We start from the raw sequence: 4385 nt of genomic DNA, 5'->3' as shown, positions 1-4385 counted from the left end.
GCCCCCGTCCCCGCCCCCCGCCGGTCCGGAATCCCTATCTCGTCCGCCGCCTGCTGCAACCACTCCGGCGGAGTCAGCAGAAACGACGTGGCCTCAAGGTCGATGCGCTGCGGCGGCACGTCCGCCGCGGCGTCCGGGACCGGGGCGGTCCCGTACTCCTCCTCGTACCGCCGGATCACCTCGCCCACCGGCAGCCCCGGCCACAGCGTCGTCTCGCCGCTGTCCCGCGCGATCACCAGCCGGGCGCTGCCGCCGTCCCCCGTCGGGCCGTCCTCGCGGTCCTCGGCCCAGGCGACGAAGCCCAGGTCGAACTCGCGTACCCGCACCTCGCGGTGCCGGTACGCCGGCACATCGCCGTTGACCCAGCCCTCCGCGCGCTCCTGCGCCTGCGCGAACGTCACCATCACGCTCACCCCTCCACCGGGACGGCGGACGCGAAGCCGCCGTCCACCATCAGGTTCGCCACGGTCTCCAGCTCCGGCGGGCCGCCCGCCAGCCGCAGCAGGAAGGCATCGAAGTCCTCCCCGCAGGGCAGCAGCAGCCGCTCGACGCGTTCCTGGACCGACCAGCCGTCCCGGTCCCGCGCGTCGTCGTACGCGCAGAACCACACCGAGCCGACGGCATCGCCCTTCACCTTCACGGCCAGCACGCCGCCCTGCACGAAGCCCACGCCCAGGTAGTCCTTGGTGAAGTGGTCGCGCAGACACTTGTTGATGTAGACGAGGTCGTTGACCGCCGCCTCGCCACGCACCGTGAAGAACGGCTGGTCCACCAGGAGCCCCAGCTCCGGGTCGAGCGCCGCACCGACCGGCGCGCAGCCGCCCGCCGCCTTCAGGAACGCGCGGTAGGCGCCCGGCAGCCGGTACCCCAGGTCCTCCTCGACGCCCAGCACGTCGTCCTCCGCCACCGCGAGGTCCCGCTGCGGCAGCGCGAAGTGCACCGGCCGGGTCTCCTGGAGCGGCCGCGTACCGCGCTTGGCGTGGTCGACGGCGGCCGTCGCCAGCCCGCCGTGATGCCGCAGCAGCGCCTTGACCTCGACCGGCACCAGCTCCAGCCGGCGCGTGCCCACCGCGTGGTGCCAGGTCCAGCCGTGCGGCGTCGCGACGGCCGGCAGGCTGGCCCACAACTCGTGGCCGTCCGCGTGCAGCGCGGCGTTCGCGGACACGTAGTCGGTGAGCCGCAGCTCGTCGACGCCGAACCCCTCCGGCGGCTCCGCGATCTCCGCGGCGGCCCGCGCGTACGGCGAGAAGTCCGGGAAACCGTCGCCGTCCACCCACACGCCCTTGGGGTAGCGCGCGGCCCGGACCGGATCCGGGAAGTGCACGACCTGCCCGGCATAGGCCGTGTTCGGTGGCGCGGCCTGCTGCCCGAGCCGACCTGTCGTCATGGCGGATGCCCCCTGCTGCGTCTGGGTGTTGCGAACAGCCTAAGCGCTGCCCGGACTGGGGCTCTGCCCCCGCCGTACGCCCTCCAAGCACGCCCTTGAGCGGCGGCGACCCCTATCCCGCACCGCCCGGCCCCGCCCGCCGCACCCGGCCCACGACCCCCTCGCGACCGCCGGACTCAGCCGCCCCAAAGGCACCGAGCGCCCTCGGAAGACGCTCAAGACCCTGAAAACCCCGAAAACCCTGAAGACACGAACGCACCGCCGAACGCCCCCGGCCCGAAAAACTCATGAGCCGCCCTCGTCACACCCGGAAAATGTGTGCGCAGCCGCGAACGACCGCGTGCAGCCGCGACAGAACCGCCACCACCGTCCCACCCACCCCATCCATCACGACGACCCGTTACCTCACGGTGACCGCCCGCCACACAACTCGCGCACAACGCACACCTGACTTCCGCACCCGGCATCCCATTTGGCAATCTGATCCCCGCAACAGGGGGATTGCACGGGAGGGAAGAGCACCACATGCACACGACGCAAGACCGCGGCCCCGGCGCCGCGCCCACGCCGGGCGACCCCCGGCTCAGCTGGAGCGCCACCGACGACTCGGTACAAGCGCCCCAACTGCTGCACCGCCGCGACGGCATCCTGCCCGCCGTCGCCGCGGCCCTCTCCGTCCGCGGAAAGACCCTCACCTGCACCGCGGGCAGAGGAGAACAGCCGCCGACGCTCCACCCCCTGGTGCAGGACTACCTCGACACCCTCACCAGCGCCCAGCGCGAACGCTTCACCGGCCGCTGCCCCGAAGCCGTCCTCGTCTCCCGCTTCCTCACCGGCGTCGACACGGGCCGCAGCAAACGCGCCGCCCGCAAACCCCTCTCCCAGGGCGAGGCCCGCCGCGCCCTCAAACACTCCCGCCTCACCGCGCGCCACATCCGCGAGGACGGCGACCCCCGGCACGGCAGCTACGCCGCCCCCTGCCGCTCCTGCGACGCGCTCCTCGCCCACTTCGGCGTACGGTCCGTCGACCTCGCCGCCCCGACCGACGACAACGGCAGGGGCTGAACACCGACATGCCCGACATGCGCGCCTTCGAGCGCACCGCCGCCACCCGCTTCCCCGCCGCCGTCGACGCCGCCCTCCGCGAAGCGGGCTGGCAGCCCGGCCGCTGGGACATCAAACAGGCCGAACAGTGGGCCGACGCCCTCCGCGCCCACGTCTCCCCCGCCGGCCACCGGCACTCCGTCTTCCCCGCCGCCGTCGAAGCCTGGGCCGAGTTCGGCGGACTCCACATCGCCGCCGCCGGACAGGGCCGGCAGATCGCCCCCACGCCCTTCCACATCGACCCCCTGCACGGCCTCCACCTCGCCCGCACCCTCGCCGACCTCGGCCGCGCCCTCGGCGTCGAAGTCAGCCCCCTCGGCGAGGAACCGCACACCAAGGCGCTCCTCGCCGTCGACGCCGAAGGCCGCGTCTACAGCCTCGACCACACCGGCGACTGGTACCTCGGCACCGACATCGACCACGCCATCGGCACCCTCCTCAGCGGAGCCCAGCCCGCCCGCCTCAGCCGCGCCTGACGGGCGGAAACGGGCGCGGCCCGCGTACGTACGGGCACGGGGAAGCCTGTACGCACGCCGAGACGCGCCCAGGAGCCGTACGCGCCCGCGCACGCGTGGACACCCGCCTGCCGCCACGCGCGCGGGACGTACACATGCCTCCACGCGCGCGGGACGACCGTACGTACTCCCCCCCCGTACGCACTCACGCCCAAGCGCTACCGCCGCCCCTCAGCCCGCCCATCTCCCCGTCGTGAACGCCACCACCATCAAAGCCATCAACGGCCCCGCCACACACACATACGCCTCCTTCAGCCAGCGCCACCGCAGGCTGCACACCGCCAGCCCGATCCACAGCGGCCACCACAGCAACGTCGCGCGCGGCACCGACACGTACCAGTACGAGGTCCCCAACGCCCACAGGCCCAGCGCCATATAGACCGCCTCCGGCCAGCGCCGCCGCCACGCCAGCACGCCCAGCAGCGCCACCCCCACCAGCATCGCGAGCAGCTCCGCCTGGAACATCACCGCGAACCCCGTGGACTGCACATGACCGAACGCCGACACCCACGTGTTGTGCCACGCCTCCCACGGCGCGTGGAACTCACGGTTCCAGCCGCGCTCCTCGGCGTGCTTCCACGCCATCAGGTCGCCCGTACGCGCGTAGAGATAGCCGAAATATCCGGCCACGGGCAGCGCGGGCAGCGCCAGCCACGGCAGCGACCGCAGCCGCTCCCGCACCCCGCCACTACCCAGGAAGAACTCCGCCACCAGCGCCGCCACCAGGAACAGACCGCTTATCCGAGTCGCCATCGCCCCCATCGCCAGCAGCGACGCCAACGGCCACCGGCCCCGCTTCGCCGCCAGCCAGGCAGGCAGCGCGAAGGCCAGGAAGATCGCCTCCGTATAACCCGCCGCCAGGAACACCGCGCACGGCGAGAGCAGCAGGAAGAGCGCCGCCCGCCGCCCGACGTCCACACCCTCACCGGCCCCCTCCCCGGCCGCCTCGCTACCGCTCAGATACAGCCGCGCGATACGGGCCAGCGCCACCACCGCGACGGCCCCCGCCACGAACGAGATCAGCAGCCCGGAGAGCGTCCACCCCACACCCAGCGAATGCAGCAGCCGCACCAGCGCCGGGAAACCCGGGAAGAACGCCTCCCGATTGTCCGGCTGCGCACTGCCCACCGCGCCCTGACCGTTGAAATAGCCGAATTCCGCTATTCGCTTGAAATGGCCCCAGTCCCACTGGTCCCACCGGGCCACCCACGGAGCCGGCTTCTTCGCCTCCGGATCATTGGGAAAGATCCACGCCGCGCTGTACACGATGATCCAGACGCCGATCCGGCTCAGCAGATACACGCGCAGCACCGACCAGTCGGCCGGGGTCAGCCGGCGCCACGGACGCCGCCACGACCCCGCTCCGGACTCGTACGGAC

At 72.6% G+C, this 4385-nt stretch carries 4 protein-coding genes and 1 pseudogene; 2 read left to right on the top strand and 3 right to left on the bottom strand.

The genetic code is table 11. The features are described 5' to 3' along the window. Both ACFU99_RS34695 and ACFU99_RS34690 read right to left on the bottom strand, forming a co-directional pair. Positions 1 to 404: pseudogene (locus ACFU99_RS34695) on the bottom strand (hypothetical protein); the annotation flags it as partial. Between the two features lie 5 nt (positions 405 to 409). Further along, a complete protein-coding gene (locus ACFU99_RS34690) occupies positions 410 to 1387 on the bottom strand; it encodes an HNH endonuclease (protein WP_384399873.1) in 978 nt (325 codons plus the stop codon). A 525-nt stretch (positions 1388 to 1912) separates the two neighbouring features. Here ACFU99_RS34690 and ACFU99_RS34685 point away from each other — a divergent pair. Both ACFU99_RS34685 and ACFU99_RS34680 read left to right on the top strand, forming a co-directional pair. Beyond that, the gene (locus tag ACFU99_RS34685; RefSeq protein WP_384399870.1) at positions 1913 to 2452 is read left to right on the top strand and encodes a YwqJ-related putative deaminase; all 540 of its coding nucleotides are present in this window, start codon (positions 1913 to 1915) and stop codon (positions 2450 to 2452) included. Between the two features lie 8 nt (positions 2453 to 2460). Beyond that, positions 2461 to 2967, top strand: a complete 507-nt coding sequence (locus tag ACFU99_RS34680; protein WP_384399868.1) for an SUKH-3 domain-containing protein — start codon at positions 2461 to 2463, stop codon at positions 2965 to 2967. 210 nt (positions 2968 to 3177) lie between these two features. Here the strand turns inward: ACFU99_RS34680 and ACFU99_RS34675 are convergent, their stop codons facing one another. Beyond that, positions 3178 to 4338 (bottom strand): mannosyltransferase family protein, encoded by a 1161-nt coding sequence (locus ACFU99_RS34675; RefSeq protein WP_384399876.1) that lies wholly within the window; start codon positions 4336 to 4338, stop codon positions 3178 to 3180. Positions 4339 to 4385 lie beyond the last annotated feature (47 nt).

Source organism: Streptomyces sp. NPDC057654 (assembly GCF_042800135.1).
Classification (GTDB): domain Bacteria; phylum Actinomycetota; class Actinomycetes; order Streptomycetales; family Streptomycetaceae; genus Streptomyces.
Note: the sequence above shows the minus strand (reverse complement) of the source record. Positions and strands in the feature narration are given on the sequence as shown.

Coding starts and splice junctions, on each gene's coding strand:
- ACFU99_RS34685 (WP_384399870.1), top strand. CDS start 1,913: ATGCACACGACGCAAGACCGCGGCCCCGGCGCCGCGCCCACGCCGGGC.
- ACFU99_RS34680 (WP_384399868.1), top strand. CDS start 2,461: ATGCCCGACATGCGCGCCTTCGAGCGCACCGCCGCCACCCGCTTCCCC.
- ACFU99_RS34690 (WP_384399873.1), bottom strand. CDS start 1,387: ATGACGACAGGTCGGCTCGGGCAGCAGGCCGCGCCACCGAACACGGCC.